Here is a 17,257-nt window from a genome sequence, read left to right on the forward strand (position 1 = left end):
AATATGAAGAATTAAAAGCTGACTGTCAAACAATATTTCAACAATTAGCATTCATTAATACAATGTTAGGGCTAGTGGAACGACCTGTTGACAAATCGCATGAAACAGGATGGACATGGTCTCAAGAACAAGGTTTATTAAATGGGCAAAACCCACAAAAGCCACTTACTAGAGAGCAATTTTCAACAGTTCTTTATAGATTAAATAATAAAAAATAGTTCTATTTTATTTCCTTTAACTGCTCGAAATAGAATAATTAGAGTTTTTCTCACTTCCATAGCTGAACCATGAATAAACCACTGTGCAAACTCAAACCATGTTACAATAGAAAAGAATAAAGGCATCGAAGGAGATATTGCATGAAGCTATCCACCGTTTTAAATGTTTGTATTTTCTTATTTTTCACTTTACTATTTGTCAATGATTTTTTCCCTGCCACGACGCTAGCAGAGCTATTGTCGAAGAAAATTATCCTTGTCATATTAATCGTTCTTGTATGTATACAAATGGTGACTTCAAAAGGTACATATAAAAAAATATCCAAAAAGGCGTATGCTGGATTAACGCTCTATACAATTGGCCTTTGGATTGTGCTCACATTATTAGGCGGCGAATCAGAAATCGGTTTATCTTATAACAGCCCTATTTTCTACCTTATTGTGATAGTACTTGGCTTTGATTTACTACGTGTCTATCGTCAATGGAAATGTGAAGAAGCAGAAAAAAATAACGTAAAATAAAAGCATGTTCACCAATTGGATCTAAAAACCAATTGGTGACATGCTTTTCTCATTATGCTTGTGTATACTTATAATATCACAGTAAACAAGGTATTCAATTAGGATTCTAATACATTTAATATTGCATCTAGTTCCTGAACTGCGTGATCTAAGCGTTCCTTCGCCTCGATATTTTGTTGCTTCAACTGACTATACTCTAATAAATTTTTTTCATGCTTTAATTTAATAGAAGATAGGCGTTCAATACGTGCTTCGACCTTGTCAATTGCTTGCTCACAAACAGCAGTCCATAATTTTTCCGATTGCTGCATTTCTGTCGTGGACGGATTATGTTGGCGCAAAATGCGTGCGTATACCATTTCGATTTGTTCAATTATCTCTGAGTAAAAATGACGCTCTACACGCGTAGTTTGGAACGTTGAATTCTCTACATCTTTAGCATATGGCGTAATTTGACGTAGTATCTTCCCAGCATTTTCTCCAAAACTATGCGATAAATTCAATACATTCATTAATTGCAATAGTAAGCGAATTTCTTCAAGATTAATAAGCTGTGAATCGATATTTTCTTTTACCTTTAATGATTCCATATATCGTCGACCAAAATGCTCAATTTCACCATTATGTTGTTCCACTAAATGTAAACTCGCATTTTCTTTTAAACTTTTAATATAACGAATTGCATGACTTCTTAGCTCCTCCAGCGAAAGCATGTTGTCATTCCCTTGTTGTGGTTTACCTCGTTGAACATATGCAAATGCATCCACTTTTCGTGGCCATGTTGCTTCTTGGTTTTTTTCTGAGACATTGTAGCGTATATAAATTCCGTGCATTTCATATCCTCCAAGTCCATTAAACAAGTATCTCTAAAGACAATAAATCGAATACCACTTTTTTTCAAGTAATATACTTTTAAGATTCAAAAGTTTTTTAACAAATGCTTATTTTGCTGACCTTATTTCTTGAATACTTTTTCCTTCTGTAAAAGCATGGATAGATGTGATTTTACCTAATGACTGGAAGTTTGCTTTTGTATAGACCTTAGCGACTTGCTCATTAATAGGCAAAATCCACAAATACTTTAACCTGTTAACAGATTCTTTTTGAATATGTTGTAACAAATAACCAATTAAACCTTTTCCGCGATAGTTTTCTAAAGTTGCTACACTTTCTATTCTACCATGTTTACCAGAAACAAATATATTTGCCGTGCAGCAAGCTACCCCGTTCAACCTTAATAAATAATACGTAAAATGCTGTGAGCGATATGTTTTATCGAACGCCTCTTTTATTATATCAGGTTCCCCAAACGTGGAAATGCTCATTTCAACCGCTAGTGCTTCCTGTACATTAGCATTCGTTACACGTTCAATTTGAATTGCTGGATTAACCGGTAATTGAACAGTTACGCCATTCCAGCATTGTACCTCATCTGTAAAATACTCATATTGAAAGCCATGTGCTTGTAATGCCTCGATACAATGATGATTTTCCTCTAAATTGTATAGGTACATTCTTGGTATAAGCCCTTTTGATGTATAAAAATGTTTTAAGTCCGTTAAAAACCTCTCCTCTTGCTCAATCTTTTTCCAAATATGCGCGTGATTAGCGTCAAAGTACGTTGGCATGTCCTTATTGTAAAAGAATACACCTTGCGCACAACGTTCCATCTCACTAAAACTATTGATATAGTCAAGGTCTAGTTGCATGACGTGCTCTAGCTTATGCATAGTCCGATCCCCCTTCTAGCCATCTTTCATATAGCATTTCTAGTTGTTGCTCTAGTTTTTGACGCTGTTCCTTAACAAGTGTTGGTTCAGTTAATTTAAACTCTAGCTTTTCAATTTGTTCATCAATTGGGAGTTCTTTATTACTTTGTCCAATTGTCTTTGTGATTTTTTCTACTGTCGGTACTTGTTCTATGGGTAAGTGCTTTGTCCTCGCCCATTCATAATCGCCTTCATATACATGAATTGTTTGATAGTCAATCCACGCAATTTTTGTAAAGATCTTTTGTAAGAAGTAACGGTCATGTGATACACCGATGATTGTCCCTTCAAAGGATTCAAGCGTGTCTTCTAATACTTCTCTCGCCTCAATATCTAAATGGTTAGTCGGCTCATCTAAAATGAGTAAATTAACTTCTTCGTGCATCAGCTGTGCTAGACGCAGACGCATCTTTTCACCACCACTTAAGTCCTTCACTTTCTTGAATACGTCATATCCATAAAATAAAAATTGCGCAAGCATATGACGCGCTTCTGCCTCTGATACAGATACACTCTCTCGAAAGGCATCAATTAAACGAATGGTCGGATTTTCATGTTCAAATTGTTGAGACAAATAGCCAATTGATACACTATTACCTACTTTACACGTCCCTTGATTCGGTACAATTTCTCCTAACATCATTTTTAATAACGTAGATTTCCCACTACCATTGTTGCCCACAATCGCCAAACGTTCTCCGAAATAGATTGATAAATGACTATTCTGCAATAATGGCTTATCAAAAGCATGACTTACCGATTTCATTTGTACGACTTCCTTGCCACTTCGTTCGGCCATCATTAAAGCTAAATTCATTTTCTTTTTCGTGATTGGCTTTTTGACACGCGCTATCCGGTTTAATGCCTTTTCCATACTTTTAGCACGGCGATATAATGCAGCATTCGGTGGATTGGCTTCATTTGCCCACTGTCTTAGGCGTTTAATTGCTTCTTGCATTTTTTTAATTTTCTTTTGTTGTTCTTCATATTCAGCAAACTGCTGTTCAACTTTTGCTTCTTTTTGCGCAATAAAATCGTCATAATTCCCCTTGTACGTAAACGCCTCTCCATCCTCAATTTCGATGATTTTTTGTGCCATTTGATTCATAAATTGACGATCGTGCGATACGGCAATGACAATGCCAGAAAAATTACGAGTATAGTTTTCGAGCCATTCGATTGCTTGCATATCTAAATGATTTGTTGGTTCATCTAATAATAAAATAGACGGGTTACTTAGCAGAATTTGACCAAGCATGACCTTTGTTTTTTCACCGCCACTTATACTTGCAAATGGCAATGGGAGTAACGGTGTAATACCAAGACCATTTGCAATGGTCGCTAGTTGAGCATCAATTTCATAGCCCCCTTGCAACATAAAATGCTCCTGGGCATGACCATATTGTTGTAATACTTTGTCTGAAACGTTCACTTGCATTTCCTGTTCCATCGTAGTCATTTTGGCTTTTAGCGCATAGATTTCAGCAAATGCTTGCTCCAGTACTTCTTTTACTGTAAGTAAAGGGTAGCTAGGAATTTGATGCAGATAGCCAATTGTTGTTCCTTTACTTTTGATAATACGACCACTATCAGGTACATCTATACCTGCTAGTAATTGTAGTAAAGTCGTTTTACCACTGCCATTTACGCCTACAATAGCTACATGTTCCCCTTTATTGACTTCCAGTTGAAGCCCTTCAAATAATATATTTCCACCTATTACCTTTTGAATTTGTTCAGCCTTAATTTGCATTGTTTTTCCTCCATAAAACGTGCGAAAAAACATCTTTAGACAACAAAAAAGACCGCTCGATTAACAAGCAGTCTTTTCCTTTTTTATTTGTGAAAAAGAATGGCTAATCCGCTACGTGTAGTATTTGATTTTGCTTAAAAATAGACAGACCTATCCCGTTGTTAGCAAAATCGAAAGTTAGAACACGTGCAAAATACATAGCGGTATCCACTTTTACACTTGTTCTCGTAGCGTTTTGATTCATTCCTTTTCACCTCCGTTCTTATAATTAGTGATATCATACCATATTACAAAGAAATTGGGAATGAGTATTTAACATGAATTAATCGAAGGGCTAAGGCGAAACTTCGAAAGGATTGCTGGCGATTTATTCAAATAGGACATTTGAATGCAAAAAAGGGCTTTAACATCAACTCTTTTAGTACAATATTCTCAAAAAATGCATCTCAATATTCACTAATTATATTTAATTTAGAAATATACAAAAAGCATAAGTAATTATATACTAGTAAAAATAGAAATGTTTTCCTTAAATGTATGCAAAACAGCAGTGAATTTTGCAATTACTTGCTGTTTATTTATGTGGATTAAAATGTGGAGGGATTTATGAAAAACTTTAGTATGCAAATGAAAATGAGCTTGTTAATTGTGACGATTATTTTATTTGTTTTAATTGCTGTTGGACTTGTAAATATTAGTGAAATGAAAACGACCCTTGAATCAGAAAATAATACACGCCTTAGCCAAATCTATGAACTAAGTGTCTATAATTTGGAGCAAACATTACCAGGTGAATGGCATTTGGAAAATGGTGAACTTTACAAAGGAGACGCAAAAATAGCGGATGAAACTGCATTAATCGATAGATTAGGAGAGTTATCAGAAGCAGCTATTACAATCTTCGCTAATGATACACGTGTCAATACAAATGTTATGGTAGATGGACAACGTGCGATTGGCACAACTGCCGATCCGAAAGTAACAGAAGCCGTTATAACTCAAGGAAACATGTACAGTGGAACAGCTGATGTAGTTGGCAAACCTTACTTTACACAATATGGACCGATAAAAAATGCCAATGGAGAAACAATTGGTATGATTTTCGCTGGTGTTCCCTCCTCTGAAATTAATGCGGTAGCACAAAAAATGATGCTCAAAATGGGGGTAGTAGCCTTCATATGTGCAATAATTGCTGTAATTGCTGGTACATTACTTGTGCGTAATATTGTAAAACCTTTAAAACGTTTAAATACCCAGCTCGAAACAATTTCTGCTGGAGAAGGAGATTTAACACAACAACTCGTTGTCAACACAAAAGATGAAATTGGAGATCTTGCAAAGTCGTTCAATGCCATGCTTGAAACACTACGTAAAATGATGCATCAAGTAGATGAAACAGCCATTCAAGTCGCTGCTTCATCCGCTGAACTATCAGCAACTGCAGGCTCCACAACAAGAACAACTGAACAATTAACAGCTAATATGCAAGAATTAGCAAGTGGCGCAAGTACGCAAAAACAAAGTGCCAATGAAAACGCCGAAGCCATGCATGATATTGCTGGTGGTATTCAACATGTAACGGAAACAAATATGGAAGTATCCTCACATGCTACAGAAGCTTTTGATACGGCGAAACATGGTGAGAAAACAGCACAGGCCATGCAAGCACAGATGCAGGCTATGACAGAGGCAGTTTTAGAAAGTGCCAAGTCAATCGTTGCACTTGATGCACATGCTAATACAATTGGAAATATTGTCGAGGTCATTCATGCAATAGCTGACCAAACAAACTTACTTGCTTTAAATGCATCCATTGAAGCAGCACGTGCAGGAGAACATGGTAAAGGCTTTGCAGTCGTTGCAGAGGAAGTTCGTAAATTAGCGGAGCAATCTAAAACATCTGCTGCGCAAATTACCGAGACCATTCACACGATGCAACAGCTAGCACAAGAAGCGAGTGCTCATATGGAACAAAGTGAAAAGGAGGCCGCTTCAAGTGTAGACATTGTTCGTACAACAAATCTTGCTTTTGAAAACATTACAACAAAAGTAGCTGTTGTCACAAACAAAATTCAAGAAGTTTCAGGGATTGCCGAAGAGTTATATGCTCGTATTGAACAAGCCAATGCATCCACTCAAATTATGGCAGAAATAGCTGTCGATGCACGAGAGCAGTCGAAAGTCGTTTCACAGATTGCTGAGACAAACCTCTACTCAATGGAGGACATTAACAATGCAGCAACAACACTTACAAAAAATGCAGAAACGCTGCAAAATTTAATTCATCAGTTTAAATATTAAGGAATACAAGATTGTTCATCGGTCAATCCGTTTGAGCAATCTTTTTACGTTTTCGCTTTTTTCACAAATACTTTCACTAACGGTACAAGGAATATGGACACAATCAATACACGGAATAGCTGGAACGCAGTCACGATGGTCACATTTGCATGAACAGATGCTGCTATAATCCCCATTTGATCTAGTCCTCCTGGTACGATACTCAAAAATCCTGTGCGAAAATCGAGCCTGTACAAATACTTCATAACAAATGTTAACCCATATGCAGAGCCGATAAATAGACCGGCTGAGATAAATGCGTAAAATATATGCTTCTTTGATAAATGCAAATCCTCTTTTTTTAGTAGCAGGCCGATATAAATGCCAATTAAAAGCTGTGCAATATGAAGAAATGATAGTGGCATTTTGGGCACTTCAAACCCTGTTATATTCAAGCCCATTAATAAAAATACTGGACCTAGCATGTAGCCCGTTGGAATTCTCACCTTTTGGGCAAGCCACCCTGCCATTCCACAAATAAGTAGTAAAATGAATAATCGCAATGAAAGACTTCCATCAACAGTGACGATATTTTCACCAATGCCTGTCACCATTAATGGTACAAAGCCAACAATTAGCAATACTCGCAACACCTGATAAAACGTAATCACAGCCATATTCATATTCCCTTGTTCCTCAGCAAAGGCAACAATTTGTGTCATTCCTCCAGGGACGCAACATGTTAAAGCAGTCGGAAAATCTAATTCAGTACGTTTTGCTACTATCAAACTAATAGCAAAAAATAACAGGATAAATATCAAGTTAAGTACAATAATACTACCTAAAAACTGTTGAATATCCTGTACAGCTTCTTTAGTAAAGGCAAAGCCAATGGAATATCCTGCTACGACTAAACCAATATTTCGAAAATATTTATGCCATTGCAATTGTACTTTTGTAAATAACTGTACACAAAGTACAGCTGCTATTGCACCTAGTAACCACGGCATCGGAATATGTAAAAATTGAAATAACAGCGCTCCTAACAACCCAATACATAGTGTTAAAAACATCTGCTTATAAAATGTATACATTGCTAGCACCCCTCGAGAATGATAGTTCTATTATGACCACAACCTAGCCAATTTGCTACTCCTTCACACTTCTTAGAGAAAGTGCCCATTCAAAGTGCCTGTCACCGAAACAATTAAGAATTTTCAGATATTAACAATCCTGCGTCTACACGCATTGGACTTCAACAGCAGTTATTGAATAAAACCTACCTGTTAATCATTAATTTTTACCACTTATCAAACAATTTATCTAATCTAAAAATATCTATGCTACATTAATGTTAACCTGATTCAGTAAATAAATGCCTTTCCTTTTATAGGAGATGAGGTAATACGCAATTACCAAAGGAGGCCTCCAATGAAAATTCATTTAATGATTAATAGCGCGCTAGAAGAAACTGAGATTCATATACATGCAAAGGAGTACAACGAGCACATCGAAAAATTGATGAAACAGTTGCAAGCAGCCCAAACGACCATGCTCGATGGCTATTTGCAGCAAGAAATTCATCTAATAAAAATTACTGATATTTATTCAATTTATGCTGAAGGCGCTAAAGTCTTTTTACAGACAGAGGAGCAAGAATTTGAATCCAAACGCAAATTATATGAACTCGAAGCGCAATTAGCGAAAGATTTTGCACGAGTCAGTAAATCCACCCTCGTCAACATTAATAAAATTACTTCTATTCAGATGGGAAAAATTGGCGCAACGGAATTATTGCTAGATAATGATGTGTCTATTCATGTCAGCCGGAAGTATTTAAAAGAATTGAAACGCCAATTAGGTATTGGGAGGGATTCATAATATGAGAGTATTACGCATGATGATAATTGGTCTACTCATCTCACTTAGCTCATCTTACACTTTAGTGACCTTAAGTCTCATTTCTAATCATGGAATGGCTACAGGACCGGAATTACTCGAGCAAATAATCATTGCAGCCATACTCGGAGCTGCAATAGGTCCTCTATCCAGCATTTTTGACATAGAACGTTTATTATTTTCCACTCAGCTTATTCTACATTTTATTGCAGTGACATTGTTCGTCATGGTAGCGGGCTATATTGGCCGTTGGTTCGAGCATTCAGGAGTTTTGTATGTGCTCATTGCGGAAATCATTATTTATTTTATTGTATGGTGCATTTTATATGTACTGCAAAAGAACGATATTGAGGAAATCAATAATGAAATCAAAAAAAGAAAGGAATAGACAAATATGACGTTTGCGATTCAAGTCGAGCATTTACAAAAGCAATATGGCGAACAATTAGCGGTAAAAGGAATTTCCTTTAAGGTGGAACAAGGTTCTCTTTTCGCCTTTTTAGGTGCTAATGGTGCTGGAAAGTCGACAACCATTGAAATATTATGCACATTATTACAAAAATCAAGTGGTACTGTAACGATTAACGGTTATACGCTCGATGAGAGGTCCCATAATGCAGAAATTCGCAAATCAATCGGCGTTGTGTTCCAGCAAAGTCTACTCGATGAACGATTAACGGTTCGTGAAAATATTGTACACCGTGGTAAAACATATGGTTTATCGAGAACACAGCTTGCTGAAAACTATCAATTTGTCTCTACGTATTTACATTTAGATGATATTGAACAGCAAAAATATGGGACATTGTCTGGTGGTCAAAAAAGACGCGCAGATATAGCACGTGCACTCATTCATCGACCACAAATATTATTTTTAGATGAACCAACAACTGGACTTGATCCACAAACACGCAAATTCGTTTGGCAAACGATCAAACAACTCCAGGAAGAAACAAATATGACGGTATTTTTAACAACGCACTATATGGAAGAAGCTGCAGTTGCAGATCAGGTCATTGTGTTAAAACACGGTCGCATTGTCGCTGAAGGAACACCTGATTCCTTAAAAACAAAATATACTTATGACCAAATGGCACTTGTATTTCATAATCGATCTTCAGGGTTAGAATGGCTGCAAGACACCACATTACATTTCACCGAAAAGCAAGGCGTTTTCTCAGTTCGAGTGGACTCTACTATGCATGCACTTACACTTTTAAAAAGTGCAGAACCTTTTTTAGCGTCGTTTGAAGTTATTAAAGGAACGATGGACGATGTCTTTCTTCATATTATGGCACAAGGAGATGCTACGTAATGGAAGCAATGTTTAGCTTAATTCAACGTAATAACAAGGTTTTTAGGAGAGATAAAACCCAAGTCTTTTTCTCCCTCCTTTCCGTTATAATTGTCATCGTTCTTTACGCGGTGTTTCTTCAAAAAATGCAAGTCGATGCAATCGAGCAAATGACAGAGGCTACACCAGAATTGATTGCGATGGTCAATGAATGGCTAGTGGCAGGCTTATTATCAATGATAGCTGTTACAACAACTCTAGCAGCATTTGCTATTGCCGTTCGTGATATTGAATCGAAGGCGACAGCAGATTTCCTAACTGCCCCTATTTCCCGTGCAACAATTCAGATGAGCTATGTCATGAATGCCTTTATTATCGGATGCATCTTCTCACTCATTGCCCTAGTAGGCTGTGAAATTTTCTTAGTGGCCACTGGCGGTCATCTACTTAGCTTTGGTGCTCTAATTAAGGTGATTGGTATATTGTTATTATCTGTGTTACTCGCAAGCGTATTTAATGTGTTTCTCGTACTATTTATTAGCACACAAAATGCCTTTTCAACACTGAGTACAATCGTTGGCACAGTACTAGGATTTTTATGTGGTGTCTACGTCCCAGTTGGCGTTCTACCAAACTTTGCCCAACAGCTTATTATGTATTTTCCAATCAGTCACACTACATTACTATTGCGCAATGCTTTTATGGAAAGCTCAATAACAAAGGTTTTTGACGGTGTTCCTGTTGCACAGGTAGAAAGCTATAAGCTGAATTATGGTATTGTTTATGAGCTGAATGGTCACTCTCTTAGCACCTTAACAAGCTATATTGTTATTCTAGTAACTATCATCGTGCTTGCTATTTTATCAGTCTTGATATTTAAAAAGAAAAATCACTAATAGTCAATATGGACACATCGCTTTCAAACGCGATGTGTATTTTTATTGCTTTTTAACAAACATTTTGTTATTTTAAATATAAATAAACAAACAAAATAAATAATCGTTTGTTTTTCAGGAGGTTTCACAATGGATGTAAATCAATTATTTTGGCAGGCTTCTATCGAGGACATTACGCATGGCTATACAAATGAAGCCACACACTACACTTGCCTTCTTTGTGGGGAGAAAATTGAAAAAGGTATTATTTATCCACATGAAAATGTACTATATGAGGCTGAAAAATTTATGCAACACCATATTACGGCTACACACCAATCAGTTTTTCATTACTTAAATGGTTTAAATAAAAAAATGACAGGTTTAACAGAACATCAAAGTCATATTTTGCGCCTTTTTTATGAGGGTAAAACCGATCAGGAAATTAAAGAAGAACTAGAAATTGGGAGCGCAACAACTATACGACATCATCGTTTTGCGTTAAAGGAAAAAGAGCGTCAAGCTAAAACATTCCTTGCCATGATGGAACTATTAAAACAACAAGATCAGAAGGAAGATTCTTTTGTACCAATCCACAAAACGGCTACGATGGTTGACGATCGCTATAATATCACCCTTACTGAAGAACAACAGTTGCTTGAGAAATATTTCCCTAATGGCATCGGTCAGGAGCTTGTCCGCTTTCCAAAACGAGAAAAGCATAAAATCGTTGTGTTACGTGCTATTACAAAGCTTTTTGATGAGACTAAAGAGTATACAGAAAAAGAGCTTAATGCAATAATCCAACCAATCTATGAGGACTATGTACAAATTCGTCGCTATTTAATTCAATACGGTTTTATGGATCGTAAAGATGATGGCAGCGCTTATTGGGTAAAAAAATAAGAAAGTAGGGTTAACAATGGACCACAAAAAAGAATTAAAAGAACTTTATAAAGAAATGAAAATTGAAGCAGGAGTTTTTACAATGACAAACAAACAAAATGGTAAAGTGTTTGTTGGAAGCTTCAATAACTTGAAACGGTTAAACGGATTTCAGTTTATGTTAAAAACAAATACTTATACGAATAAAGCTTTACAGTCGGACTACAATACATTTGGCAAAGATGCTTTTCAGCTTGAGGTAGTGGAGTATTTGAAGGAAAAAGAAGAAGGCTATTTTGATGCAAAAAAGGAACTCGAAAAGCTTGAAGAAAAGTGGCTTGAAAAGCTTCAGCCCTATGGTGAGCTAGGCTATAATTGTTAATTAAATTGTTTAAGTGACGGACACTTCGGAATTCAGAATTGTTTTGGTGACTGGCACTTAGGGCACGACGTAAGCCGCAACTCTCACTATCACGTGGTCTGTTGCGTCTTACATTACGTGCGTTCCCGCAACCTATAAATATTCAGAATTGTTTGAGTGACTGGCACTTAATTGTGTTTTTTTTGTTAACTTTGCGAACACGAGATCATAGGAATGCTGGATTAAATTTTCAAGTATGTCTTCTGGAATATTCGCATCCATATAAATCGAATTCCAATGAGTTTTGTTCATATAGTACCCTGGAACGATTCCTTCGTAGGTTTCTCTTAATTCTTCTGCTCGACTAGGTTCACATTTTAAAGTGATAATAGGCTTTCTTGTAGCATCTCCGCCCATCATCGCAAACATTTTCCCCCCGATATGATAGCGGTCTGCCTGCCATTCTTCTTTGTAATCATATGTCGTGCCGCGTAGCTTTAAACAAAATGCATGTATCGAATCTTTTTGCATCGTTACCCCATCCTCCTATCCTAAAAAACAAAAACACACGTTCGATTATGATTATAATCAATAACGCGTGCTTTTAAAATACAATTTTTTCAAAAGTACCTACATTTAAGGTAATCTACATTGCATGTTTATATTATTTAGAACCACGATCAAACACCCCGATTACTTCGGTCGTTTGCAAAATATTTACAAACGCTTTCGCATCTACTTCTTTTATTAAACTTTTCACTTCCGCCAGCTGGTAGCGTGTAATAACGGTAATTAGCACTTTTCGTCCCTCACCTGAATATCCGCCTTTAGCATCCATCATCGTAATGCCCCGATGGAGTCTAGTTAAAAGTTGTTGTTTCACATCCTCACCATTGCTCGTAATAATCATAAGCGTTAGCTTAATATTACTCGTATGGATTGTATCGACAACCTTCCCTGTGGCGTAAATTGAAACGAGCGTGAGCAATGCCGCATCCCAACTAAAAACAAAACCTGAAATCGCCACTACTATCCCATTCATTGCTGAAATAAGTGCACCAAGGGGAAAATCTCTTTTGCGACTTAAAAGCATAGCAATAATATCAAAGCCACCTGAGGAACCAGATGCACGGAAAATTAGACCTACACTCAGGCCAACAATTACCCCACCAAATAATGATGCCAATATCGGTTCCTCTGTTGCCTTATAAATCGGAATGATTAACAATGATAGGGACATTACCGTAACTGACAGTATTGTATACGCAATAAAGCGTTTCCCTAGCTTCATTACACCTAAAATTAGCAACGGTAAATTTAATAAAAGATTCAATACACCTGTATTCAGAGGTGTAACAATACCAAGCATTATGGCAATCCCGCTTAATCCACCACTCAAAATCTCATGCGGTATTAATAAAAAATTATATGCAAAGGCCATTAATATTGAAGCAAGCGTGATAATAATAATATTGCGCATGAAATCCCCTACCATTCTACATCGAACAATTTTGATAATCTTCTCCTTAGAATACCCAACTTATTCCCCCGAAAAACCTAGACCTTCGTGTAATATTGTGACTTTCAAGCATGTCTATTTACTTTTTTTCTGCTCTTCCTTTAGCGGCTTTTCATTTTTCGGTTCTTCCATTTCCGCCACTTTCATAATTCGATCAAGCATTGTCGGATGTGTATAGCGGAACCATTTAACAAGAAGCGGTGGATTGACTTCACTTAATCCTGATATCGTAAGCTTTTGGAATGCCGTTACAGCTGCCGTACGATCGCCCATAAGTGATATGGCATAATTATCCGCTCTCGTTTCCTGATATCGTGATACAAAGTTAGATAATGGACTCGAAGCAAATAATAATAAAGATGTAATGAGTAAAAAAAGTGGCAAAGAATTGATATCACTCATTTTTTTAATTTTCAATGCATGTCCGTACCGAGCAATCGCCCACTTCATACTTTTCGCTGTTATCCAAAGCCCTATTAAGGTCAATAATAAATAACCCGCAATGCCAAAATAAATATGCTTCTCAACATAATGTCCCATCTCATGTGCCATGATAAATAAAATTTCATTATCAGTTAAGCGATTTAATGTCGTATCCCATAGCACAATTCTTGAATTACTACCGATACCAGTAACATAAGCATTTAAGGCATTTGTCTTTTGTGCCATATTAACTTCATAGACATGCTCTGCCGGTATATTAGCTTGATCAGCTATTGCTAAAATTTTTGTTTCTAGCTCTTTGTTTTTTAACGGATAAAAATCATTGTATAACGGATCAATGACAACGGGCTGAAGAAACATGACAAAAATCGTAAAGGGAATCGTTAATAGCCATGCATATAGCCACCATCTCTTCGCGCTCTTTTTAATTAACCAATATATAACTGATACGACAATAAAGGTCATTCCAAAATTGACCCAAAAATCAATAACCCCATCTCGCATCCATGAGGTAAATGCTTGTGTACTTATTCCGTAGCTTTTACTTAAATGGTAGCGATAGTATTCAATTGGGAAAAGAACTACATAAAGCAAAAATGATAACAAAAATAAATAGGCAGCATTTTGTAGCAGTTTCCATTTTGTTTGGGAAGTCGCAACTTTTTCAAAATAACGAGATACACCCATTAACAAAATGACCATATAAGCGAGCCATTCAAACGGTGTTACTACAAAGAATAGGAAATTTCGTATTTTTGAATATTCACCACTTAAGTTTAATTCTTTTTCAGACATAAACATGACTGGGTCCGCAGCGGTTCCTTGAAACGCCCGCGGTATTGTGCCACCACCACTATGAAATATATACCAGTACATGCAAAGAATATAAGCACCAAATAATAGTAGCGCAACAATTCCCATTTTTTTCGCTATGTTATTTCCCCCTTACTCCACACAAAGTTCGTCCTATAGTAAGTGTAAGCTAATTTGTAAAAGTTAGAACAAACTTTACGTGTTTTTATTTTACCTAATAAGAAATTGTCCATTATTCTTCATAGTCATTCCTTGCTCCGCGGCATTCTCTCTCTGCTCCGCGGAATTCTCTCTCTGCTCCGCGGAATTCTCTCCCTGCTTCGCGGAATCCTCTCCCTGCTTCGCGGAATTATCTCTCTGCTCCGCGGAATTCTCTCCCTGCTTCGCGGAATTCTCTCCTTGCTCCGCGGAATTCTCTCTCTGCTTCGCGGAATTCTCTCTCTGCTCCGCGGAATTCTCTCCCTGCTTCGCGGAATTCTCTCCCTGCTTCGTGGAATTCTCTCTTTGCTCCGCGGAATTCTCTCCTTGCTCCGCGGAATTCTCTCTCTGCTTCGCGGAATTCTCTCTCTGCTTCGCGGAATTCTCTCTTTGCTCCGCGGAATTCTCTCCCTGCTTCGCGGAATTCTCTCCCTGCTTCGCGGAATTCTCTCCTTGCTCCGCGGAATTCTCTCCCTGCTTCGCGGAATTCTCTCCCTGCTTCGCGGAATTCTCTCCTTGCTCCGCGGAATTCTCTCTCTGCTCCGCGGAATTCTCTCTCTGCTTCGCGGAATCCTCTCCCTGCTCCGCGGAATTCTCTCCCTGCTCCGCGGAATTCTCTCTCTGCTCCGCGGCATTCTCTCTCTGCTCCGCGGAATTCTCTCTCTGCTTCGCGGAATCCTCTCTCTGCTTCGCGGAATTCTCTCCCTGCTTCGCGGAATCCTCTCCCTGCTTCGCGGAATTATCTCTCTGCTCCGCGGGTAAATCTCCTTATTCCACAGATATTTCCCTCTGTTCCACGGGTAAACACAAAAAAGGGCTCCTAAGGAAAGCCCATGAACTATTTCATATAATGATGTTTGCTTACTTGTTTCTCTGCTCTGTGTGTTTTTTGTATGTTTTAACCACTTCAAGAATATATAATTGTTCTTCCTCCGATAATTCTTTTGCAATACTATATATGTCCGAAAGTACTTTAGCACTTTGAACAGCCTCATCTGTATCGCTCATTTCACCTTCACCTGTCAAAAGCCAGTTCTTATTAATTTTTAAACATTGACTGATAGCATTAATCACAATCATCTGTGGTTCAGTTTTATTTTTTTCGAGATTAAAAATTACACCCCTTGAAACGCCTATTGTTTCAGCAAGTGCATCCTGCGTATACCCTTTGTTTTTACGAGCGTATATTAATCTTTCACCTAAAGAGTCCATTAAAATATCACCTCTGTATTGTATTATAACCGAAGTAAAATTCATTATCAAAGCATTTCATCATTGACAACGCATATAACACAACACATAATTCATTGACAGCGCAAAATATGCGTGATAAAATTCATTCATAAAGCACGCTATAAGGAGATGATTGTCTTGTCAAAACAAAGCAAAGCCGTTTCATCTGAAAAAACTTTGAACGAAATTATTGATACAGCCAATGAACTTCCATTGGAGTGCCAAGAAAAGGTTCTCGATATTTTGCGCGGGATGGTTTTTACGAAAAATTGCATGATTAAAAAAGGGCAGTTCCAGCAATCTGAAAAACTATAACGCTTACTAGTTTTATAATTTTTCATAAGTTATGCTGCTATATCTCCACATTACAAAGGGAACCAAAATATTCAGCAATCTGACATCATTCTATATCATGCATTAATAATATGTATTGAAAACATGTTGATTAATAGCGAAGGGAGGGATGATCAACTTGCTTACCGAGTTACTTAATCTGAATACGATCCAAATTGCTAACGAAGTAGCTAACTGGCAGGACGCTATTCACGTCGCTTCATTGCCCCTATTACAGCAAAATAAAATAGAAAAACGCTATATCCAAGCAATGATAGAATCCATCGAACAACATGGTCCATATGTCGTGCTTACACCTAAAGTAGCCATTCCACATGCGCGACCATCTGATGGAGTAAATGAATTATCAATGAGTTTATTAAAATTGCAAAAACCTGTACAATTTGGACCCGATAAACCCGTGTACTTAATTATTGTGTTAGCGGCCACAGACAATACAACTCATTTACAGGCATTAGTTGATTTAACACAAGTGTTACAAGAACCTAGTCAAATCGACAATATTATCGAATGCAAGTGTCCAGAATGCATTATTGAAAAAATAAAACAATATGCTGCAAAGGAGCGATGATGATGAAGATTTTAGTTGTTTGCGGAAATGGCTTAGGCAGTAGCTTTATTATGGAGCTAAATGTTAAAAAGGCACTGCTTGAACTCGGAAAAGAAGTAGAGGTGGCACATACAGATTTAGCATCTGCAATGGCAGAGAAAGCAGATATTTATATCGGTGCAGGAGATATTATCGATCAATTGGATAACGGTGCTCGAAATATTGTACGTATCGTTAATATGATGAATGTTTCAGAAATTAAATCTAAGCTTGATCCACTACTTTAAAAC

At 37.2% G+C, this 17,257-nt stretch carries 21 protein-coding genes; 12 read left to right on the top strand and 9 right to left on the bottom strand.

What is annotated here, in order from left to right:
• Positions 1-359 precede the first annotated feature (359 nt).
• Positions 360-740 (top strand): hypothetical protein, encoded by a 381-nt coding sequence (locus tag ACIP9C_RS02750; protein ID WP_401008393.1) that lies wholly within the window; start codon positions 360-362, stop codon positions 738-740.
• Between the two features lie 98 nt (positions 741-838).
• Here ACIP9C_RS02750 and ACIP9C_RS02755 read toward each other — a convergent pair whose 3' ends face one another.
• From ACIP9C_RS02755 to ACIP9C_RS02770, 4 genes are all read right to left on the bottom strand, one after another.
• Complete coding sequence (locus ACIP9C_RS02755; RefSeq protein WP_401008394.1) at positions 839-1,573, bottom strand: hypothetical protein; 735 nt, start codon at positions 1,571-1,573, stop codon at positions 839-841.
• A 108-nt stretch (positions 1,574-1,681) separates the two neighbouring features.
• Positions 1,682-2,470: a GNAT family N-acetyltransferase gene (locus tag ACIP9C_RS02760; RefSeq protein WP_401008396.1), complete on the bottom strand. Its 789-nt coding sequence runs from the start codon at positions 2,468-2,470 to the stop codon at positions 1,682-1,684.
• Complete coding sequence (gene abc-f, locus ACIP9C_RS02765; protein ID WP_401008398.1) at positions 2,463-4,262, bottom strand: ribosomal protection-like ABC-F family protein; 1,800 nt, start codon at positions 4,260-4,262, stop codon at positions 2,463-2,465. Before abc-f ends, ACIP9C_RS02760 begins: the two co-directional genes overlap by 8 nt.
• 103 nt (positions 4,263-4,365) lie before the next feature.
• On the bottom strand, positions 4,366-4,506 hold the full coding sequence (locus ACIP9C_RS02770) for an RAxF-45 family protein (RefSeq protein WP_340825298.1): 141 nt from the start codon (positions 4,504-4,506) through the stop codon (positions 4,366-4,368).
• A gap of 362 nt (positions 4,507-4,868) precedes the next feature.
• On the opposite strand from ACIP9C_RS02770, the gene ACIP9C_RS02775 reads away from it, so the two are divergent.
• Positions 4,869-6,563 (top strand): methyl-accepting chemotaxis protein, encoded by a 1,695-nt coding sequence (locus ACIP9C_RS02775; protein ID WP_401008400.1) that lies wholly within the window; start codon positions 4,869-4,871, stop codon positions 6,561-6,563.
• A gap of 44 nt (positions 6,564-6,607) precedes the next feature.
• Here ACIP9C_RS02775 and ACIP9C_RS02780 read toward each other — a convergent pair whose 3' ends face one another.
• Positions 6,608-7,636 (bottom strand): AbrB family transcriptional regulator, encoded by a 1,029-nt coding sequence (locus ACIP9C_RS02780; protein ID WP_401008402.1) that lies wholly within the window; start codon positions 7,634-7,636, stop codon positions 6,608-6,610.
• Positions 7,637-7,973: 337 nt separating this feature from the next.
• Between ACIP9C_RS02780 and ACIP9C_RS02785 the strand changes: the two genes are divergently transcribed.
• The 6 genes from ACIP9C_RS02785 (at position 7,974) to ACIP9C_RS02810 (ending at position 11,877) form a co-directional block, all read left to right on the top strand.
• Entirely contained in the window at positions 7,974-8,423 is a 450-nt protein-coding gene (locus ACIP9C_RS02785) for a LytTR family DNA-binding domain-containing protein (protein WP_401008404.1), read from the top strand.
• A gap of 1 nt (position 8,424) precedes the next feature.
• A complete protein-coding gene (locus tag ACIP9C_RS02790) occupies positions 8,425-8,829 on the top strand; it encodes a DUF3021 domain-containing protein (protein WP_401008406.1) in 405 nt (134 codons plus the stop codon).
• 6 nt (positions 8,830-8,835) lie between these two features.
• Positions 8,836-9,756: an ABC transporter ATP-binding protein gene (locus tag ACIP9C_RS02795; RefSeq protein ID WP_401008408.1), complete on the top strand. Its 921-nt coding sequence runs from the start codon at positions 8,836-8,838 to the stop codon at positions 9,754-9,756.
• Entirely contained in the window at positions 9,756-10,631 is an 876-nt protein-coding gene (locus ACIP9C_RS02800; RefSeq protein WP_401008409.1) for an ABC transporter permease, read from the top strand. Before ACIP9C_RS02795 ends, ACIP9C_RS02800 begins: the two co-directional genes overlap by 1 nt.
• 129 nt (positions 10,632-10,760) lie before the next feature.
• Positions 10,761-11,516, top strand: coding sequence for a DUF2087 domain-containing protein (locus ACIP9C_RS02805; protein WP_401008411.1), 756 nt, complete (start codon positions 10,761-10,763; stop codon positions 11,514-11,516).
• A 16-nt stretch (positions 11,517-11,532) separates the two neighbouring features.
• On the top strand, positions 11,533-11,877 hold the full coding sequence (locus tag ACIP9C_RS02810) for a GIY-YIG nuclease family protein (RefSeq protein WP_401008413.1): 345 nt from the start codon (positions 11,533-11,535) through the stop codon (positions 11,875-11,877).
• Between the two features lie 132 nt (positions 11,878-12,009).
• On the opposite strand, the gene ACIP9C_RS02815 is transcribed toward ACIP9C_RS02810, so the two are convergent.
• The 3 genes from ACIP9C_RS02815 to ACIP9C_RS02825 all read right to left on the bottom strand — a co-directional run bounded on the left by ACIP9C_RS02815 (position 12,010) and on the right by ACIP9C_RS02825 (position 14,752).
• Complete coding sequence (locus ACIP9C_RS02815; protein ID WP_401008415.1) at positions 12,010-12,387, bottom strand: MmcQ/YjbR family DNA-binding protein; 378 nt, start codon at positions 12,385-12,387, stop codon at positions 12,010-12,012.
• 133 nt (positions 12,388-12,520) lie between these two features.
• Positions 12,521-13,336: a YitT family protein gene (locus ACIP9C_RS02820; protein WP_401008417.1), complete on the bottom strand. Its 816-nt coding sequence runs from the start codon at positions 13,334-13,336 to the stop codon at positions 12,521-12,523.
• Between the two features lie 114 nt (positions 13,337-13,450).
• Complete coding sequence (locus ACIP9C_RS02825) at positions 13,451-14,752, bottom strand: M48 family metallopeptidase (protein WP_401009169.1); 1,302 nt, start codon at positions 14,750-14,752, stop codon at positions 13,451-13,453.
• Between the two features lie 132 nt (positions 14,753-14,884).
• Between ACIP9C_RS02825 and ACIP9C_RS02830 the strand changes: the two genes are divergently transcribed.
• Positions 14,885-15,592 (top strand): phage tail family protein, encoded by a 708-nt coding sequence (locus tag ACIP9C_RS02830; protein WP_401008419.1) that lies wholly within the window; start codon positions 14,885-14,887, stop codon positions 15,590-15,592.
• Positions 15,593-15,691: 99 nt separating this feature from the next.
• On the opposite strand, the gene ACIP9C_RS02835 is transcribed toward ACIP9C_RS02830, so the two are convergent.
• Positions 15,692-16,042: a helix-turn-helix domain-containing protein gene (locus ACIP9C_RS02835; RefSeq protein ID WP_401008421.1), complete on the bottom strand. Its 351-nt coding sequence runs from the start codon at positions 16,040-16,042 to the stop codon at positions 15,692-15,694.
• Positions 16,043-16,201: 159 nt separating this feature from the next.
• On the opposite strand from ACIP9C_RS02835, the gene ACIP9C_RS02840 reads away from it, so the two are divergent.
• The 3 genes from ACIP9C_RS02840 to ACIP9C_RS02850 all read left to right on the top strand — a co-directional run bounded on the left by ACIP9C_RS02840 (position 16,202) and on the right by ACIP9C_RS02850 (position 17,254).
• Complete coding sequence (locus ACIP9C_RS02840; protein WP_401008422.1) at positions 16,202-16,378, top strand: hypothetical protein; 177 nt, start codon at positions 16,202-16,204, stop codon at positions 16,376-16,378.
• A 148-nt stretch (positions 16,379-16,526) separates the two neighbouring features.
• Positions 16,527-16,988, top strand: coding sequence for a PTS sugar transporter subunit IIA (locus tag ACIP9C_RS02845; protein ID WP_401008424.1), 462 nt, complete (start codon positions 16,527-16,529; stop codon positions 16,986-16,988).
• 2 nt (positions 16,989-16,990) lie between these two features.
• Positions 16,991-17,254 (top strand): PTS sugar transporter subunit IIB, encoded by a 264-nt coding sequence (locus ACIP9C_RS02850; RefSeq protein ID WP_401008426.1) that lies wholly within the window; start codon positions 16,991-16,993, stop codon positions 17,252-17,254.
• The last annotated feature ends 3 nt before the right edge of the window (positions 17,255-17,257 follow it).

The organism is Lysinibacillus sp. NPDC093210, from assembly GCF_044753985.1.
Taxonomy (GTDB): domain Bacteria; phylum Bacillota; class Bacilli; order Bacillales_A; family Planococcaceae; genus Lysinibacillus.